Source organism: Cellulomonas sp. P4_B5_2 (assembly GCF_056402235.1).
The window spans coordinates 1-17,090 of record NZ_JBFUHU010000006.1; the positions used below are offsets into that span (position 1 = coordinate 1).

17 protein-coding genes are annotated in these 17,090 nt (G+C 73.1%); 11 read left to right on the plus strand and 6 right to left on the minus strand.

What is annotated here, in order from left to right; translation table 11 throughout:
• Positions 1 to 526 (plus strand): LacI family DNA-binding transcriptional regulator (locus tag AC1DUQ_RS00815; protein WP_477073275.1); only part of this gene is annotated, 526 nt, incomplete at its 5' end.
• A 9-nt stretch (positions 527 to 535) separates the two neighbouring features.
• Entirely contained in the window at positions 536 to 862 is a 327-nt protein-coding gene (locus AC1DUQ_RS00820; protein ID WP_477061019.1) for a hypothetical protein, read from the plus strand.
• Here AC1DUQ_RS00820 and AC1DUQ_RS00825 read toward each other — a convergent pair.
• From AC1DUQ_RS00825 to AC1DUQ_RS00835, 3 genes are all read right to left on the minus strand, one after another.
• Positions 859 to 1,554: a FadR/GntR family transcriptional regulator gene (locus tag AC1DUQ_RS00825; RefSeq protein ID WP_421743214.1), complete on the minus strand. Its 696-nt coding sequence runs from the start codon at positions 1,552 to 1,554 to the stop codon at positions 859 to 861. The genes AC1DUQ_RS00820 and AC1DUQ_RS00825 overlap by 4 nt on opposite strands.
• Before the next feature lie 24 nt (positions 1,555 to 1,578).
• Positions 1,579 to 2,448 (minus strand): amidohydrolase family protein, encoded by an 870-nt coding sequence (locus AC1DUQ_RS00830; RefSeq protein ID WP_477061020.1) that lies wholly within the window; start codon positions 2,446 to 2,448, stop codon positions 1,579 to 1,581.
• Positions 2,449 to 2,545: 97 nt separating this feature from the next.
• Complete coding sequence (locus tag AC1DUQ_RS00835) at positions 2,546 to 4,276, minus strand: gamma-glutamyltransferase family protein (RefSeq protein WP_477073282.1); 1,731 nt, start codon at positions 4,274 to 4,276, stop codon at positions 2,546 to 2,548.
• Positions 4,277 to 4,440: 164 nt separating this feature from the next.
• On the opposite strand from AC1DUQ_RS00835, the gene AC1DUQ_RS00840 reads away from it, so the two are divergent.
• Both AC1DUQ_RS00840 and AC1DUQ_RS00845 read left to right on the plus strand, forming a co-directional pair.
• Complete coding sequence (locus AC1DUQ_RS00840; protein WP_477061021.1) at positions 4,441 to 6,546, plus strand: multicopper oxidase family protein; 2,106 nt, start codon at positions 4,441 to 4,443, stop codon at positions 6,544 to 6,546.
• Between the two features lie 151 nt (positions 6,547 to 6,697).
• Positions 6,698 to 8,299 (plus strand): beta-1,3-glucanase family protein, encoded by a 1,602-nt coding sequence (locus AC1DUQ_RS00845; protein WP_477061022.1) that lies wholly within the window; start codon positions 6,698 to 6,700, stop codon positions 8,297 to 8,299.
• A gap of 1 nt (position 8,300) precedes the next feature.
• On the opposite strand, the gene AC1DUQ_RS00850 is transcribed toward AC1DUQ_RS00845, so the two are convergent.
• Entirely contained in the window at positions 8,301 to 8,762 is a 462-nt protein-coding gene (locus AC1DUQ_RS00850; protein ID WP_477061023.1) for a tRNA (cytidine(34)-2'-O)-methyltransferase, read from the minus strand.
• 28 nt (positions 8,763 to 8,790) lie between these two features.
• On the opposite strand from AC1DUQ_RS00850, the gene mgrA reads away from it, so the two are divergent.
• Positions 8,791 to 9,816, plus strand: a complete 1,026-nt coding sequence (gene mgrA, locus AC1DUQ_RS00855) for an L-glyceraldehyde 3-phosphate reductase (protein ID WP_477061024.1) — start codon at positions 8,791 to 8,793, stop codon at positions 9,814 to 9,816.
• 10 nt (positions 9,817 to 9,826) lie between these two features.
• Here mgrA and AC1DUQ_RS00860 read toward each other — a convergent pair whose 3' ends face one another.
• Positions 9,827 to 10,891, minus strand: coding sequence for a LacI family DNA-binding transcriptional regulator (locus AC1DUQ_RS00860; protein WP_477073276.1), 1,065 nt, complete (start codon positions 10,889 to 10,891; stop codon positions 9,827 to 9,829).
• A 221-nt stretch (positions 10,892 to 11,112) separates the two neighbouring features.
• Here AC1DUQ_RS00860 and AC1DUQ_RS00865 point away from each other — a divergent pair, with 221 nt between their 5' ends.
• Together AC1DUQ_RS00865 and AC1DUQ_RS00870 are read left to right on the plus strand one after the other, a co-directional pair.
• On the plus strand, positions 11,113 to 11,622 hold the full coding sequence (locus AC1DUQ_RS00865) for a nucleoside deaminase (RefSeq protein ID WP_477061026.1): 510 nt from the start codon (positions 11,113 to 11,115) through the stop codon (positions 11,620 to 11,622).
• Positions 11,619 to 12,041: a YkvA family protein gene (locus AC1DUQ_RS00870; RefSeq protein WP_477061027.1), complete on the plus strand. Its 423-nt coding sequence runs from the start codon at positions 11,619 to 11,621 to the stop codon at positions 12,039 to 12,041. Before AC1DUQ_RS00865 ends, AC1DUQ_RS00870 begins: the two co-directional genes overlap by 4 nt.
• A gap of 6 nt (positions 12,042 to 12,047) precedes the next feature.
• On the opposite strand, the gene recQ is transcribed toward AC1DUQ_RS00870, so the two are convergent.
• Positions 12,048 to 14,051 carry a DNA helicase RecQ gene (gene recQ / locus AC1DUQ_RS00875; RefSeq protein WP_477061028.1) on the minus strand — a complete coding sequence of 668 codons (2,004 nt, stop codon included), beginning with the start codon at positions 14,049 to 14,051 and terminating at the stop codon, positions 12,048 to 12,050.
• 108 nt (positions 14,052 to 14,159) lie between these two features.
• Here recQ and AC1DUQ_RS00880 point away from each other — a divergent pair, with 108 nt between their 5' ends.
• From AC1DUQ_RS00880 to AC1DUQ_RS00895, 4 genes are read left to right on the plus strand one after another with little or no spacing between them, the layout of a single operon-like run.
• Complete coding sequence (locus AC1DUQ_RS00880) at positions 14,160 to 14,960, plus strand: SDR family NAD(P)-dependent oxidoreductase (RefSeq protein ID WP_477061029.1); 801 nt, start codon at positions 14,160 to 14,162, stop codon at positions 14,958 to 14,960.
• A 54-nt stretch (positions 14,961 to 15,014) separates the two neighbouring features.
• Complete coding sequence (locus tag AC1DUQ_RS00885; protein ID WP_477061030.1) at positions 15,015 to 15,782, plus strand: hypothetical protein; 768 nt, start codon at positions 15,015 to 15,017, stop codon at positions 15,780 to 15,782.
• A gap of 5 nt (positions 15,783 to 15,787) precedes the next feature.
• A complete protein-coding gene (gene pyrE, locus AC1DUQ_RS00890) occupies positions 15,788 to 16,363 on the plus strand; it encodes an orotate phosphoribosyltransferase (protein ID WP_477061031.1) in 576 nt (191 codons plus the stop codon).
• A gap of 4 nt (positions 16,364 to 16,367) precedes the next feature.
• A complete protein-coding gene (locus tag AC1DUQ_RS00895; RefSeq protein WP_477061032.1) occupies positions 16,368 to 17,054 on the plus strand; it encodes a type III secretion system chaperone family protein in 687 nt (228 codons plus the stop codon).
• The last annotated feature ends 36 nt before the right edge of the window (positions 17,055 to 17,090 follow it).

Genomic DNA, 17,090 nt, shown 5'->3' on the forward strand with positions numbered 1-17,090 from the left:
CGTGGTCGTGGACAACGCGCAGGGCGCCGGCGACCTGGCGAAGGCCCTGCACGCCCGCGGCTACCGGCGGTTCGCGGTGCTGGCCGGTCCTGCTGACCACCTGACCGCGCGCGAGCGCAGCGAGTCGTTCCGCGGCGCACTGACCGAGCTGGACAGCCCCGTCCCCGCCGACGCCGTGATCACCAGCGCCTTCACGCACGAGGGTGGCGAGGACGCGATGCGCACGCTGCTGCGGGCCGGCGAGCTGCCGGAGCTGGTGTTCGCGGTCAACGACGTCATGGCGCTCGGTGCCCTGGCCGCCGCGCGCGAGGCCGGCATCCGCGTCCCGGACGACATCGCGCTCGCGGGCTTCGACGACATCTCGACCCTGCGCGACGTCGTCCCGGCGCTGACCACCGTGCGCATCCCGCTGGTCGACGTGGGCATCGCCGCCACCGAGCTGGCGCTCGCTGACGCGTCCGACGAGCCCCGCCTGACGCACGTCCCCACCCAGGTCGTCCTGCGCGACTCGACGCCCGGGCGCTAGCCTGCCGCGATGACGCAGCCGATCGTCGAGATCCACGTTCCGCTGACCCCGAGCCCCGACGTCGCGCCCGGGGAGTACGAGTTCCCGTGGATCGACGACGTCGAGGAGACCCTGGGAGTCGGCGAGGAGGACGGCCGCTACGAGGTGTACGACGACGGCGAAGAGCTGGGCGACGAGTACGTCTTCTTCATCACGGGCGAGTCCGAGGCCGACCTGCTCGCCGTCGCGACGGACATCGCGAACATGCCCGGGCTGCCCGACGGGGCGTTCGCCGTGGTGACCGACGAGGACCTGCAGGATCTCGGCGAGGGTCGGCGCGTGGAGCTGCCGAGCTAGTCGTCCCAGGGCGCCCGCGCGCCGGTGGCCGAGTCCTCGAGCCCGAGCAGGTGCGTGGCCATCCGCAGCCGTGCGCGGTCGGGATCGCGTGCCGCCACAGCCGCCAGGATCGCCTCGTGCTCGACGAAGGTCCGGTCCTCGGTACCCACGTCGCTGAGTCCGCGCCAGAGCCGCGTCCGAGAGGCTCGGCCCGCGAGCCCCTCGATGAGCGCGGCGAGCACCGGGTTGCCGGACGCGCGCGCGACCTCCTCGTGGAACGCCAGGTCGGCATCGACCAGCCGCTCGTGGTCGAGCGGGACCTGCACCAGGGCGCGGGCCGTCTCGTCGAGCGCGACGCGCAGGCGGGCGAGCCCGGCGTCGTCGATGTGCAGGGCCGCGAGCCCGGCCGCCTCGGTCTCCAGGAGCCGCCGGACGGCGTGGAACGCGGAGGCGTCGTCCTGCAGGTCCGCGATGAACCCGACCGGGGCCAGCAGCAACGCGGGGTCGAGCGTCGTCACGTAGGTGCCGTCGCCGTGCCGGGAGTCGAGGATGCCGAGCGTGCCCAGCGCACGGACGCCCTCCCGCAGCGAACCGCGCGAGACACCGAGGGTGGCGGCGAGCTCCTTCTCCGCGGGGAGCCGCTCGCCTGCCTGGAGTCGTCCGTCGAGGATCATCTGCTTGACCCCGTCGACGACGTCGTCGGATCGTGACACGGAGCGAACCTAGCGCCCGCGCGGTCAGTACGAGTCGAACGGCAGTCCGTAGACCTGCGTGGCGGTGCCACCGAGCACCGCAGCCCGGTCGTCGTCGGACAGCTGGTCGACCGTCGAGCGCAGCCCGTGCCACACGTGCGCGTACGAGTCGCCCTCCAGCAGGGCGTACGGCCAGTCGCTGCCGAGCATCAGCCGGTCGGGGCCGAACACCTCGAGCGCGCGGTCGACCGCCGGGCGGAGGTGGTCGGGGGTCCAGCCGGCCCCGGCCGCGGTGGTCAGCCCGGAGAGCTTGGCGACGACGTTGGGCTGCTGCGCGACCGCGCCCAGCAGCGAGGACCAGCGCGTCCAGGCGTCCCGGGACCCGCTGCGCAGCGCGGCGAGCGGGGGAGCGCCGAGGTGGTCGAGCACGATCGTCAGCTTCGGGTGGTTCTCCGCGAGCGTCGCGACGTGCGCCAGGGCCGCCGGGGTGTGCGCGGTGAGGTCCAGCGTGAGCCGGCGCTCGGTGAGGAGCGTCAGGCTCTCGTCGACGGCGGACCCGAGCAGCCAGTCCGGCTCGTGCTCGTCGTGCCCGCGGTGGCCGATCCCGACGATCGGCTCGCGCCGCCACTTGTCCAGCTGGGCGGCGGCGTCCTCGGGGGCGTCGAGGGGCACCCAGGCCACGACGCCGGCGACGCGGGGCGACGACAGCGCCTGGAAGAGCATGAGCTCCGAGTCGGCGCGGTTGTCGGCGGCCTGCACGAGAACCACCCACGACACACCCTCGTCGGCGAGCTGGTCGTCGATGTCCGGCACCCGGAACGTGCGGTGCACGGCCGCATTCTCCGCGGTCATCCAGGGGTAGTGCACCGCGTCCGGGTTCCACACCTGAAGGTGGGCATCCACGACATTGGGCATGCGGGCGACGCTAGCAGTGGTCCGATCTCTGGGCCCGGTCGGGAGCGCATCCCTCATCGAACCCTCATCGACCGGTCAATTCATCGGAGGACTTGGCTCACCGACCCACCGCGTAGCCCTGCATCCCCCGCGGGTTCGCGGCGGCGACGAGCAGCCCGTCCGGCCGGACGCCCGCCGCGCTCAGCCGACCGAGCTCCCACGGCCCGACCGTCTCCACCGCGTGCCCGCGCTCCGCGAGGGCGTCGAGCACGTCGGTGCCGAGCCGCGACTCGGCGACCAGTCCCTGCGGCGTGTGGGTGCGCGGGTAGAACGAGCTGGGCACGTGCGACGAGTGCCACATGGGGGCGTCGATCGCGGCCTGCAGGTCGGCGCCGCCGAGCAGGTGCCGCAGCAGGAACGGCACGGTCCACTGGTCCTGCTGGTCCCCGCCGGGTGTGCCGAACGCGATCCCGGCACCGTCGTCGTCGAGCACCAGGCCGGGGCTGAGGGTGGTCCGCGGCCGCTTGCCCGGAGCCAGGCTGTTGGGCAGCCCCGGCTCCAGCCAGAACATCTGCGCGCGCGTCGGCAGGGCGAACCCGAGGCCGGGCACCACGGGGCTGGACTGCAGCCACCCGCCCGACGGGGTCGCGGAGACCCGGTTGCCCCAGCGGTCGACGACGTCCACGTGGCAGGTGTCGCCGGGGCTGAGCCCGACGGGCGAGACGGTGGGCTCCCCGATGCCCGGGGCCGATCCTGTGCGGGAGCCCCAGAGGCTCGSGGCGACGCGCGGGACACGACCGTCGGGCGACCCGGGGAGCAGTCCCTCGGCTGCCTCGGGGCTGACGAGCCGCGCGCGCGCCGCCGCGTAGTCCGGGGACAAGAGGGTCTCGAGCGGGACGTCGCGGGCGTCGCCGTACCAGGCCTCCCGGTCAGCGAACGCGAGCTTGGCCACCTCGACGACCGTGTGCACGAGCTCCAGCGTGTCGCGGGACCGCACCAGCGAGCCCACGTCGAGTGCCTCGAGCATCGCCAGCTGCTGCAGGAGCACCGGTCCCTGCCCCCAGGCACCGGTCTTGTGGACGGTCCGTCCGGCGAACCGCAAGGACGTCGGCTGCTCCTCGGTGGCGCGCCAGGACGCGAGGTCGGCGGCGCGGAGCAGCCCGGTGTGGCGTCGGCCCGACGAGTCCTGGACGGCGACGCCCGACTGGAAGGCGTCGACATCCTCGGCGACGAAGCCCTCGTAGAACGCCTTCCGCGCGGACTCGATCTGCTGCTCGCGGGTGGAGCCGCCGCCCGCGAGCAGCCGCTCGAACGTGTCCGCCAGCGCGGGGTTGCTGAACCGGGCGCCCGCGGCGGGGACCTGGCCGTGCGGGAGGTACACCTCCGCGGACGTCGGCCAGTGCTCGGTGAACATGTCGGCGACCGTCGCGATCGTGCGGGACGCGGCCCTGACCAGCGGGTAGCCGTCGCGGGCGTACTCGATCGCCGGCGTCAGGACGTCGGCCAGCGGGAGGGTGCCGTACCGCGCGAGGAGGTCGAGCCACGCGCCGAACGCCCCCGGCACCACGGCGGCCAGGTGGCCTGTGCCCGGCACGAGGTCGAGGCCGAGGTCCCGGTACGCCTCGATCGTCGCCGCCGCGGGCGCAGGGCCCTGCCCGCAGACGACGAACGTGTGCCCGTCCTGAGCGCGGTACCCGAGGATCGGCGCGTCCCCGCCCGGTCCGTTCAGGTGCGGCTCGACCACCGAGAGCGTGAACCCGGCGGCCACGGCCGCGTCGAACGCGTTCCCGCCGACCTCGAGCATCCGCATCCCCACGGCCGACGCCAGCCAGTGCGTGGAGGCGACCATGCCGAAGGATCCGGTGAGCTCGGGGCGCGTGGTGAACACCCGTCGATCCTGCCTCACGGCCCCGGTGCCGTCCGAAACGTCCCGATATCGGGACCTTCGATTCTGTTGCGCAGGCGTCCAGCCGGTCTTCCGTGTGTCTCACAGGGACGACCCGAGGAGCACCCATGAACACCGACGCCCGCCCACCCGCCATGGTCGTCACGCGACGGACCGTCCTCAAGGCCGCCGGGGCGGGACTGGGTCTCTACTTCGTGACGTCGGCCGGGGGCACACCCTTCGCGATCGAGGCCGCCGCCGACGACTCTGCCTCGCTCCTCGAGCCGCGGTCGGTGCCGAAGTACCTGACACCCCTGCTGGTGCCGCCCGTCATGCCCCGCGCGGGGACGGCCGTCCTGCGCGGGGGCAAGAACGCCGACGTCTACGAGGTCTCGGTCCGTCAGGTCGTCCAGCAGGTGCTTCCGGCCCCGTTGCCCACCACGACGGTCTGGGCGTACGGGCCGACGGCGGCCGCAGCCCGCAACGCCGTGCTGCTGCACCACTCGCCGAGCATGACGATCGAGGCGGACTGGCGCCGGCCCGTCCGCGTCCGCTGGGTCAACGAGCTCACCGACGACGCCGGGGGCTACCTGCCGCACCTGCTCCCCGTGGACCCGACGCTGCACTGGGCGAACCCGCCGGGCGGTGAGGCGGGCCGCGACGGCCGACCGACGTTCACGGAGGTGCCCGGCCCGTACCTGGGGCCGGTCCCGACCACGACGCACCTGCACGGCGCGGTCGGCGTGGGCGACGAGAGCGACGGCTACCCCGAGGCCTGGTACCTCCCGGACGCGGCGGACCTGCCGACCGACCACGCGACGCACGGCACCTGGTACGAGTTCTTCCGCGCCAAGGCGGCCGCCCGGTTCGGTCTGGAGTGGAGCCCCGGGTCGGCCACGGTGCAGTACCCCAACGACCACCGGGCCTCGACACTCTGGTTCCACGACCACACCCTCGGCATGACGCGCGTCAACGTCTACGCGGGCCCGGCGGGCTTCTACCTCGTGCGCGGCGGGCCCGAGGGCGACGCCGCCGTGCTCGACGCCCGCACCGGCACCCGGGCCGTCCTGCCCGGGCCGGCACCCCGCGCCACCGACCCCAGGCCGCTCGCCTACCGGGAGATCCCGGTGGCGATCCAGGACCGCACGTTCACCGCCGACGGCGCGCTGTTCTACCCCGACACCCGCGCGTACTTCGACGGGACCGTGGGGCCCTACGTGCCCGAGGGCGACGTCCCACCGATCTGGAACCCGGAGTTCTTCGGCAACGCGATCATGGTCAACGGCCACACCTGGCCGTACCTCGACGTCGAGCAGCGCCGGTACCGTCTCCGGCTGCTCAACGGCTGCAACGCGCGCTTCCTCATCCTCGACTTCGGCGCGATCCCGGGCGCCGACGTCTGGCAGATCGGCACCGAGGGCGGGTTCCTCGCCGCTCCGGTCCATGTCAGCGACACCCTCGGCGGCCGCCTGCTGCTGGCTCCGGCCGAGCGCGCCGACGTCGTCGTGGACCTCACCGGCGTGCCGGCGGGCTCGTGGGTGCTGCGCAACGTCGGGCCGGACGAGCCGTTCGGCGGTGGCGAGCCCGACGAGGACTTCGACGTGGCCGACCCGGACACCACCGGGCAGATCCTGCAGCTGCGCGTGGTGGCGGCGACCTCGCCCGACACGACGACACCGCCGGAGTTCCTCGTGCTGCCCGCCGTGGCACCGCTGGTCCCGACTGTCGTCCGGCGCGTGGCCCTGGTGGAGGAGATGTCGATGGCGCCCGAGCTGGCGCAGGACCCGCCGCCCGTCGCCGCGATGCTCGGCACGGTCGACGCGGCGGGGCACTGGTCGACCGCGGCGTGGAGCGAGGCCGTGACCGAGGCGCCCGCGGTGGGGACGACCGAGCTCTGGGAGATCTACAACACCACGGCCGACGCGCACCCCATCCACGTCCACGACGTCCACTTCCAGGTCGTCGAGCGTGGGCCGGTCGTCATCGACGAGGAGGCGCAGACCGTCCTGCCCGCCGGGGGAACCCGGCCGCCGGAGCCCAACGAGCAGGGGTGGAAGGACACCGTGATCGCCTATCCCGGCGAGGTGATCCGGATCCGGATGCGGTTCGGCCAGCCGGGCCAGTTCGTCTGGCACTGCCACATCGTCGAGCACGAGGACAACGAGATGATGCGCCCGATGCGCGTCGGCCCGCCGCAGCCGGGAGAGCCCGCTGCCGGCCACGCCGGGGGCTGAGCGACTCGAGCGGTGCGCGTGGTTCGGGGGGAATGCCCCTTGCGGATCGCCTTCCCGCGGTCATAGGGTCCTGCGACTGGGTTGACACGTGTCAACACTGGCGCGAGGCCACCCTCCTCGCGTCGTCGTGCACGAGGTGAGGAGCAGGTCGATGGGGACCAGCAGAAGGCTGATCGGGGCGCTCGGTGCGCTCGCGGTCGCGGTGACGACGGCGGTCGTCGGAGCTGCATCAGGAGCGCAGGCGGTGGGCCCCGACCGGCTGCCGCTGACGATCACCAACTCGAGCGGCCGCGGCGAGGCCGTCTATGTGTACGTGCTCGGCACCAACCTGACCACCGGCCGCCTGGGGTACGTGAACGCGGGCGGCACGTTCACCGCGTGGCCCGCCGGCGCCAACCCGCCGTCGCCCGCGCCGGACGTCGCGATCGCCGGACCCGGCAACGGTGGCAGCACCACGATCCAGGTGCCGCGCGGCATCTCCGGCCGCGTCTACTTCTCGCTCGGGGAGAAGCTGAAGTTCTTCCTCACGCCCGACGGTCTGGTGCAGCCGGCACCGTGGGCCAGTGGCGACGCCAACCACGGCATCCTGTTCGACTGGAGCGAGTTCACGTACAACGACGCCGGACTGTGGCTGAACAGCTCGCAGGTCGACATGTTCGCGGTCCCGCACGCCGTGACGGTCACCGGCGCGTCCGGTACGCGGCGGACCGGCGACCTGGTGGCCAACGGCCGGGACAACACGATCAACCAGATCGCCGCGCAGCCCGGCTGGGCGAACACCGTGGTGAAGCGCGCCGACGGCACGGTCCTGCGGGTGCTCGCCCCCGGCAAGGCGGCGGGCGCAGGCCTGCTGAGCACCACCTACCTCGACCCGTACATCGCCTCGGCGTGGGGCGCCTACGCGGGCAAGACGCTCACGGTCGTGCCGTTCGGTGACCAGCCGAACCTCAAGTACTTCGGCCGCACCTCGGGCACCACCATGACGTTCACCAACGGCTCGGGCCAGCAGGTGGCGTCCTTCGCCCGGCCCAGCAGCGCGGACGTGTGGGGCTGCGACGGGGCGCTGCACGCGCCGAACGACCAGGTGGTCGGACCGATCGCCCGCACCCTGTGCGCCGCCCTCAACCGCGGCACGCTCGGCACGGTCGACACCCAGCCGAGCACCGACGCGTCGGCCTTCTACAAGAGCAACCCCGCCAACCAGTACGCGCGGATCGTGCACGCCAACATGGCCGACGGCAAGGCGTACGCGTTCGCGTTCGACGACGTCGGCGCGTTCGAGTCGCTGGTCCACGACGGGTCGCCCAGCGCGGCCGGCCTGATCATCCAGCCGTTCACCGGCGGGGGGACGACGAACCCGCCGCCCACCGGCACCGGCAGCGCGCTCACCAACGCGAACGGGATGTGCCTGGACAACAGCTCGCAGAACACCGGCAACGGCAACAAGGTCCAGATCTGGGGCTGCAACGGCACCGTCGCCCAGAAGTGGACCTTCGTGCAGGCCGGCACCACGCTGCGCGTCCAGGGCAAGTGCCTCGACATCGCGGGCGGCGGCACCGCCAACGGCACCAAGGTCCAGCTCTGGGACTGCAACGGCACGGGCGCGCAGGTGTGGATCCCGCAGAACGGCGGCTACTACAACCCGGCGTCGAACCGGTGCCTGGACATCCCGGGCTCGTCCACCACCGCCGGCACGCAGGTCCAGATCTGGGACTGCAACGGCACCGGCGCCCAGAAGTGGCGCCTCGGCTGAGCTAGACCCCGCCCTCGAAGCCCAGCTGTCGCCACGCCTCGTACGTGGCGACGGCTGCGGCGTTCGAGAGGTTCATGGACCGTCGACCGGGGAGCATCGGGATCCGCACCTGGGCGGTGATCCGCGGGTGCTCGAGGACCGACTCCGGGAGGCCCGTCGGCTCCGGGCCGAACAGCAGCACGTCGTCCGCGCGGTACGCGAGATCCGTGTGGTGCTGCGTCGCGTGGGTGGTGAACGCGAAGACCCGACCCGGGACGGCTGCCAGCAGGGCTTCGAGGTTCTCGTGCACGACCACGTGCGCGAGGTCGTGGTAGTCCAGCCCTGCGCGGCGCAGCTTGGCCTCCGACAGGTCGAACCCCAGGGGCTCCACCAGGTGCAGCGTGGAGCCCGTGCCGGCCGCGAGCCGGATGGCGCTGCCGGTGTTGCCGGGGATGCGGGGCTCGAAGAACGCGACGTGCAGCACGGGGCGATCCTACGGATAGCGTTCTGTCATGCCCTTCGCTGCCGATGACGCCCGCTACGACTCCATGACCTACCGCCGCACCGGACGCAGCGGGCTGGACCTGCCCGCCCTGTCGCTGGGTCTGTGGCACAACTTCGGGGACACCACGCCGCTGGACACCCAGCGGGCGGTGCTGCGGCGTGCGTTCGACCTGGGCATCACGCACATCGACCTGGCCAACAACTATGGCCCGCCGTACGGGTCCGCCGAGGAGAACTTCGGCCGGATCCTCGCCTCAGACCTGCGCCCGTACCGTGACGAGCTGGTCATCTCCTCCAAGGCCGGCTACGACATGTGGCCCGGTCCCTACGGCGACGGCGGCTCGCGCAAGTACCTGCTGTCCTCCCTGGACCAGTCCCTGGCGCGCATCGGGGTGGACTACGTCGACATCTTCTACTCCCACCGCCCCGACCCGTCGGTGCCGATCGAGGAGACGATGGGCGCCCTGCACACCGCGGTGACCAGCGGGAAGGCCCTGTACGCCGGCATCTCGAACTACTCCCCGGCGCAGACCCGGACCGCGCAGCAGGTGCTGGCCGACCTGGGCACCCCGCTGCTCATCCACCAGCCCAGCTACTCGATGTTCAACCGGCACGTGGAGAACGTGGCGGAGGGCCAGACCGAGAGCCTGCTTGACGTCGTCGGCGACCTGGGCATCGGCGCCATCGTGTTCTCCCCGCTGGCGCAGGGGCTGCTCACGGGCCGCTACCTGTCGGGTGACGTCCCCAAGGACTCCCGCGCGGCCGTCGGCCACTTCCTCAAGCCGACCGCCCTGTCCAAGACCTACCTGTCCCGGGCGCGGGCGCTGAACGAGATCGCCGCCGGTCGAGGRCAGTCGCTCGCGCAGCTGGCCTTGTCCTGGGTGCTGCGCGACGAGCGGATCACCTCGGCCCTCGTCGGCGCCAGCTCGGTCGCCCAGCTGGAGGACAACGTCAAGGCGCTGAGCGCCCCCGCGCTGACCCCGGAGGAGATCGCCGCGATCGAGCCCCACGCGGTCGACGGCACGGGCCGCTGACCCCCGCCGCTCAGACGGTGGCCGGGGGCGCGGTGCTCTCGCGGATCACCAGCTCGGTGGCCAGGYCGAYGCGCGGGTTGCTCGGCACCTCGCCGCGCGCCATGGCCAGCACCATCCGCGTGGCCGTGGCGGCCATCTCCTGGAGCGGCTGGTGGATGGTGGTCAGCGGGGGTCCGATCCACTCCGTGAGCGGCAGGTCGTCGTAGCCCACGATCGACAGGTCCTCGGGCACGCGCAGCCCCAGCTCGCGTGCCGCGCGCATCACGCCGAGGGCCTGGAAGTCGGAGCCGGCGAAGATCGCGGTGGGGCGGTCCGGCCGGTCGAGCAGGTCCATGCCGTGCGTGTAGCCGCCGCCGACGAAGAAGTCGCCGTACCGGACCAGGGACGGGTCGACGGCGATGCCGGCCTCGTCGAGGGCGGTGCGGTACCCGTCGATCCGCGCGCGGCTGCACAGGACGTCGACGGGCCCGGAGATGACCGCGACCCGCCGGTGCCCGAGCCCGAGCAGGTGCCGGGTCGCGGCGAGGCCGCCGGCCCAGTTGGCGGACCCGACCGTGGGGACGCCGGCGGGCTGCTCACCGGCGGTGTCGACGACGACGAACGGGATCGACCGCGTCTCCAGCTGCCGGCGCTGCGCGGCGTCCAGGTCGGACAGGACGAGGATGACGCCGCGGGGCCGGCGGGCGAGCACGTCGTCGAGCCACTCCTGGCGAGGACGGTGCGCGCCGCCCAGCTCGGAGAGCACGACGCCCATGCGCGCCGGCCCCGCCACCGACTCGACACCCTGGATGATCTGCACGGCCCAGCCGGCGTCGAGCTCGTGGAAGACGAGGTCGAGCAGGCCCGGGCCCGTCTGCGTGCGCGCCCGGCGGCGGCGGTACTGGTGGCGGTCGATGACCTCCTCGACGCGGGCACGCGTCACGGCGGCGACGTCGGTCCGACCGTTCAGCACCTTGGACACCGTGGGGATGGACACGCCCGCCTCGGCGGCGATGAGCGCGATGGTCGCAGGGTGGTCGGGGGCGACGTCGTCGTCGTGACCGGCGGCTGCGCTGTCCGCGCTGATGGTGGTCATGAGGGTGGTCCGGTCTGCTCGTCGCAACTATCGGCCGAACGTAACACCGACGGGGGGACGCGCCCAGGGGTGAGACAGGAAGTCACCCGGTGCCGGAGGGTGCAGCCGCGGAGGACCGTCGGGCCGGCGCTCCAGCTCCAGATCTCGTCCGCCGCGCGATACTTTCGGTCGCACCGCCAGCAGGACTTGCGCGCCCGCGTCCGGGCCGCGACGGTGGCCCGATGACGCTCACCGAGACCGACCTGGCGCACCTGAGGCGAGCGGTCGAGCTCGCCCGGGAGGCCCTGGACGACGGCGACGAGCCCTACGGGTCCGTGCTGGTCGACGCCGCCGGGCGGGTCCGGTTCGAGGACCGCAACCGCGTCAAGGACGGCGACGAGACCCGGCACCCGGAGTTCGAGATCGCCCGGTGGTCGGCGAGCCACCTGACGCCCGACGAGCGCGCCGCGTCGACCGTCTACACCTCGGGCGAGCACTGCCCGATGTGCGCGGCGGCCCACGCGTGGGTCGGGCTGGGCCGGATCGTCTACGCGACGTCGTCGGCGCAGACCGGGGCCTGGCTCGCGGAGTGGGGCATCCCCGCAGCCCCGGTCGCCGCCCTGCCGATCACCACCGTCGCCCCCGGGATCGCGGTCGAGGGCCCGGTCCCGGAGCTGGCCGACGAGGTGCGCGAGCTCCAGCGACGACGGTTCGGCATCCCGCCGGACGCTCTCGCACCCCGATCCTCGTGAGCGGGGCGGCGGTGCCGGACTGGGCGTGGGCGGTGCTCGGCGTCGTCGGCGGGGTGCTGCTGCTCTGGCTCGCTCTGATCGCCGCCCTCTGGTTCACCCGGCCCGACGAGCTCCGACTCCGGGACCTCGTGCGGCTGCTGCCCGACGTGATCCGGCTGCTGCGCCGGCTCGCCGCGGACGCGACCCTGCCCCGCGGGGTGCGCGTGCGGCTGTGGCTGCTGCTGGGCTATCTCGCGATGCCCATCGACCTGGTCCCCGACGTCATCCCGGTGATCGGGTACGCGGACGACGCGATCGTCGTCGCCCTGGTGCTCCGGTCCGTGGTCCGCCGCGCCGGCCCCGACGCGGTGGTGCGCCACTGGCCGGGCACCCCGGACGGCCTGGTCGCGCTCCAGCGCCTGACCGGAACCCTCGCCTGAGGTCCGTCAGGCGGGTTCGCCCACGCCGGCCAGCGCCGCGAGCAGCCCCGGTCCGTGCCGCTCCAGCTTGGCCGCGCCGATCCCGCTGATCCCGCCGAGCGCCTCCAGCGAGGTCGGCTTCTGCGTGACCACCTCGCGCAGCGTCGCGTCGTGGAACACCACGTAGGCGGGCACGCCCTGCTCCTTGGCGACGCCCGCGCGCCACGCCCGCAGCACCTCGAAGAGCTCGAGGGCGTCGTCCGACAGGTCCGCCGCCGCCGTCGCCCGGGCGCCGCGCGTCCCACGGGTCTTCACGACCTTCTCGGTCTCGCGCCGCAGCCGCACCTCGCGCGCCCCGCGCAGCACGTCCGCGCTGTCCGGCGCCAGCCGCAGCGTGCCGTAGCCGTCGGTGTCGACCCCCAGCAGCTCCATCGCGAGCAGCTGGCGGACCACCCCGCGCCACTCCCCGTCGGACAGGTCCTGCCCGACGCCGAACGTCGACAGGTCCTGGTGCCCGAGCTGCGTGACGCGGGGGGTCACCTTGCCGCGGAGGATGTCGACCAGGTGCCCGACGCCGTACCGCTGCCCACGCTGCTCGAGCCGGACGACCGTCGACAGCAGCTTCTGCGCGGCCACCGTCCCGTCCCACGACTCGGGCGGGGTCAGGCACGTGTCGCAGTTGCCGCAGGCCTGCGACGGCTGGCCGAAGTAGTTGAGCAGTTGGACGCGCCGGCACGACACGGTCTCGCAGAGCGCCAGCATCGCGTCCAGGTGCGCGGTCAGCCGGCGCTTGTGGGCGGCGTCGCCCTCGGACGTGTCGATCATGCGCCGCTGCTGCACCACGTCGGCCAGCCCGTACGCCAGCCACGCGGTCGACGGCAGCCCGTCACGCCCGGCGCGGCCGGTCTCCTGGTAGTAGCCCTCGACGGACTTCGGCAGGTCCAGGTGCGCGACGAACCGCACGTCCGGCTTGTCGATGCCCATCCCGAACGCGATGGTCGCGACCATCACGATCCCGTCCTCGCGCAGGAACCTGCTCTGGTTCCGCGCCCGCACCTGCCGGTCGAGCCCCGCGTGGTACGGCAGCGCCGGCACCCCGTGGTCCACCAGGAACTGCGCCGTCTGCTCGACCGAGTTGCGCGAGAGGCAGTAGACGATGCCGGCGTCGCCCTCGTGCTCGGTGCGCAGCAGGTTGAGCAGCTGGTCGCGCGGCTTGTCCTTGGGCGCGATCCGGTACTGGATGTTGGGCCGGTCGAAGCTGGCGACGAAGTGCCTGGCGTCCCCGAGCTGCAGCCGCTGGGCGATCTCCGCGTGGGTCTGCTCGGTGGCCGTGGCGGTCAGTGCGATCCGGGGGACCTCGGGCCAACGCTCGTGCAGCATGGACAGCTGCAGGTAGTCGGGCCGGAAGTCGTGCCCCCACTGGGACACGCAGTGCGCCTCGTCGATGGCGAACAGGGCGACCGTGCCGCGGTCCAGCAGCTCGATCGTCTCCGGCACGCGCAGGCGCTCGGGAGCCAGGTACAGCAGGTCCAGCTCGCCCGCGAGGTACGCGTCCTCGACCTTCCGACGCTCGAACGACTGCTGCGTCGAGTTGAGGAACCCGGCCCGCACGCCGAGCGCGGAGAGGGCGTCGACCTGGTCCTGCATGAGGGCGATCAGCGGCGAGACCACGACGCCGGTGCCCTGCCGGACCAGCGCCGGCACCTGGTAGCAGAGGGACTTGCCGCCGCCGGTGGGCATGAGCACGAGGGCGTCGCCGCCCCGGACCACCGTGTCGATGATCTCGGCCTGCTCGCCGCGGAAGGCGTCGTACCCCCAGACGCTGCGCAGCACCTCGGCCGCGGCGGCGAGGGCGGTCTCAGGGTCGAGCACCTGGGCGACCGCGCGGGGGATGTCGGGCCGTGCGGGGGGAGCGGAACGGCCACCTCGCGCGGGCTCGTGCTCCGGCGGGGCGGCGTCGTAGAACGGGTCGAACGGCGGCTCCTCGTCGAGAGGCCAGTCCGGCGCGTCGCCACCCCACCCGTCAGTCACGCGCACACCCTACGTGCCGCCCCTGACGGTCCCTCGCCGCTCGTCCACAGGCTGGGGCAGGACCTTCGGAACGCGCGCGGGGACCGACCGTCTCCGTAGGGTGGGCCCATGGCAACCGCACTCATCACCGGAGCGTCGGCAGGGCTGGGCCTGGAGTTCGCCTGGCAGCTGGCCACGGCCAAGCACGACGTCGTCCTTGTCGCCCGCAACGAGGAGCGCCTCACGCGCCTCGCCGCCCAGCTCGAGGCCGCCGCGGGTGTCCGCGCCGAGGTGCTCGTGGCGGACCTGTCCGTCCGCGCCGACGTCGAGCGGGTGGCCGAGCGGCTGCGCGCCACCGAGCGGCCGATCGGGCTGCTGGTGAACAACGCCGGGCTCGGGCTCAACCAGCGGTTCGTCACGGGTGACCTGGCCGCCGAGGAGTCGGCGCTCGCGGTCATGGTCACGGCTGTCATGGTCCTGTCGCACGCCGCCGCAGGCGCCATGGTCGAGCGCGGTCGCGGAGCCATCCTCAACGTCGCCTCCGTCGCCGCCCTGCTCACCTCCGGCACGTACTCCGCGCACAAGGCCTGGGTGCGGGTGTTCACGGAGAGCCTCGCCGTCGAGCTCCGCGGCACCGGTGTCACGGCCACCTCCCTGAACCCCGGGTTCGTGCACACGGAGTTCCACGAGCGCGGCGAGATCGACATGGCCGCGTACCCGGAGGTCGCCTGGCTGAACGCGGAGGACGTGGTGGCCACCGGCCTGGCCGACGTGCGTCGCGGTGCCGTCCTGTCGACCCCGAGCCTGCGCTACCGGACCCTCTCGGCCGCCGCGCGCATCGCCCCCCGCTCGGCCGTCCGCGCGTTCGGCCGCTACCGCCGGGCCTACCAGGGGCAGGACGTCGAGCTGGTCACGGACACCACCGACTGAGCCGTCCGGGTGAGGCCGTCGGTCCAGCTCGGGGGCGGTGACTACGATCGCGCGATGTTCTCGCGGCTCGTGGACTCAGGCTTCTCGCTGAGCGACTATGCCTGGACGGTCGGACCCTGGGTCGTGATCTTCGGCGTGATCGGCGTAGGCGACAAGCTCTGGCGCCGCTGGAACGTTCCGGTGAAGCTGCGCGTGCGCTCGTGGGCCGCCGAGCACGGGTGGGAGATCGCCGACGATGACCCGCGCCTGCGGGTGTTCACGACGAGCCTGCTGGCCGGTCAGCAACCCGCCAGGCACCGCCGGCTGGTGCACGACCTCATCGCCTGCCGCGACGACGACGTGCCCGCGTACTCGTTCACCTATCGATGGCAGTGGGTGGGCGACCGACTCCGGACGGCGGTCCCTGCCCGCGGCGCAACGATGGGCGGACGGCGAACCGCGCACCTGGTCGCGATGCCCCTCGGCAGGATCGTGGCGAGGGTTCAGGTGACGCCGGAAGGCACGGTCTCCGCGCTCGCCCAGGCGTTCCGCGGCCAGGATCTCCAGTTCGAGTCCTCCGAGTTCAACCGGACGTTCCGGATCGTCGCCGACGACGACCGTGCCGCGCACGCGATCCTGCACCCTCGCTTGATGCAGCAGCTCCTCGACGGGCCGGGCCGCAGGACGTCGTGGCGTATCGCGAACGGCTGGGTCTTCGCGTGGGTCGACGGACCGACCCGCGTGGAGAACATCCAGCCGATGCTCGACGTGGTCACCGCCGTCCGGACCTCGCTCCCGACGTTCGTCGGCACCCCGCTCGCCCCCGGCCGCCCGGTAGCCTGACCGCCGTGAGCCACGACCTCTCCCCGACGCCCCGCGAGCAGCTGCTCGAGCTCATCAAGACCCTCGCGGTCGTGCACGGGAAGGTCACGCTGTCGTCCGGTCGTGAGGCCGACTACTACGTGGACCTGCGCCGCGTCACGCTGCACCACCGCGCCGCCCCGCTCATCGGTCACCTCATGCTCGACAGGCTCGAGGAGGTCGGGCTCGGCACGGCGGAGATCGACGCCGTCGGCGGGCTGACCCTCGGCGCCGACCCCGTCGCGACCTCCCTGCTGCACGCCGCCGCGTCGCGGGGCCAGGACCTCGACGCGTTCGTCGTCCGCAAGGAGACCAAGGCGCACGGGATGCAGCGCCGCATCGAGGGACCGGACATCGCGGGCCGCAAGGTCGTCGTCCTGGAGGACACGTCGACCACGGGTGGCTCGCCGATCGCCGCCGTCGAGGCTGCGCGCGAGGCCGGCGCCGAGGTGCTGGGGGTTGCGGTCATCGTCGACCGCGCGACCGGAGCGCAGGCCAAGATCGAGGCCCTCGGCGTGCCGTACCACTACCTGTTCAGCCTGTCCGACCTCGGTCTGGCCTGAGCACGTGGAGGTCGCAGGCGTCCTGCTGCTCGGGGTCGCGGTCATCGCCGTGTTCGCCCTCGGCCTGTGGCTGCAGCACAAGCGGCACGAGCGGTTCCGGCAGTGGGCGTCGGTCGCTGGCTGGACCTACCAGGAGGCCGACTCCTCGCTGGTGAACCTGTCGCGGGACCAGCCGTTCGGGGTCGGGAGCAGCCGCACCGCCAAGGAGGTGCTGCGCGGCACCTTCGAGTCCCACGCGGCGCTCTCCTTCACCTACTCGTGGACCACCGGCAGCGGGAAGAACCGGAGCACGCACACTGCGCACGTCGTCGCCGTCGCGCTGCCCACCTACCTGCCCACCGTCGAGGTCACCCCGGAGGGCCTGGGCGCCAAGCTGGTCAAGATGCTCGGCGGACGGGACCTGCAGTTCGAGTCCGAGGCGTTCAACCAGGCGTACCGCGTGGCGGCGTCGGACGCGCGGGTGGGCCACGCGATCCTGCACCCCCGGCTCATGGAGCGGCTGCTGCGGGCGGACGCGCTCGGCAACGCCTGGCGGATCGACGGCACCTGGATCCTGTCGTGGGAGAGCGGCAGCACCGACCTGGACCGGTTGGCGTCGCGGCTCGGCCTGCTCACGGCGGTCGTCCGCTCGATCCCGCGGCACGTCTGGCTCGACCACGGCTACGACCCGGCGCCCGCGCCGACCCTCTAGCCGACGCTACGATCGCCTGACCCGCCCGACCTCCGA